The organism is Arthrobacter sedimenti (assembly GCF_042652025.1).
Taxonomy (GTDB): Bacteria; Actinomycetota; Actinomycetes; order Actinomycetales; family Micrococcaceae; genus Arthrobacter; species Arthrobacter sedimenti.
The window spans coordinates 1-528 of sequence record NZ_JBHSDQ010000029.1; the positions used below are offsets into that span (position 1 = coordinate 1).

Below are 528 nucleotides of genomic sequence, written 5' to 3' on the forward strand. Positions count from 1 at the left end.
CGTTCCGGACCGCCGCTGAGTTGCTGGAGCACTGCGCGGTGACCGGGCTGGGCATCGCCGATGTGATGTTCAGGAACGAGCTGGCCTCCCGGGATGAGGGGGAGATCCGGGCCGGGCTGCTGCAGATCTGGTCGGTGATGGAAAACTGCGTGGCCACGTCCCTGAAGCGGGACGGGGTGCTGCCGGGCGGGTTGAAGGTCCGCCGCCGGGCCCCGGACTGGTACGACCGGCTGAAAAAGGAATGCGCCGACGGCCTGGAGGACCAGGACAACAGCGAGGACCAGGACGCGGCCTGGGACGCGGGCCGGCACGATCCACGGTATTGGCAGGAGTGGGTTAACTTGGTGGCGTTGGCGGTGAACGAGGAGAACGCTTCCGGCGGGCGGGTGGTCACCGCGCCGACGAACGGGGCGGCCGGGATCATCCCCGCGGTGCTGTACTACGCGCTGCACTTCGCCCCCGGCATGGACCAGGCCACCCAGGCTGACCGGGACGGTGTGGTGGTGCGGTTCCTGCTCGCCGCCGGCG

At 69.9% G+C, this 528-nt stretch carries 1 protein-coding gene; it reads left to right on the forward strand.

From position 1 onward, the window contains the following. A partial coding sequence (locus ACFO0G_RS19950) for an L-serine ammonia-lyase, iron-sulfur-dependent, subunit alpha (protein ID WP_376979812.1) occupies positions 1-528 on the forward strand: 528 nt, incomplete at both ends.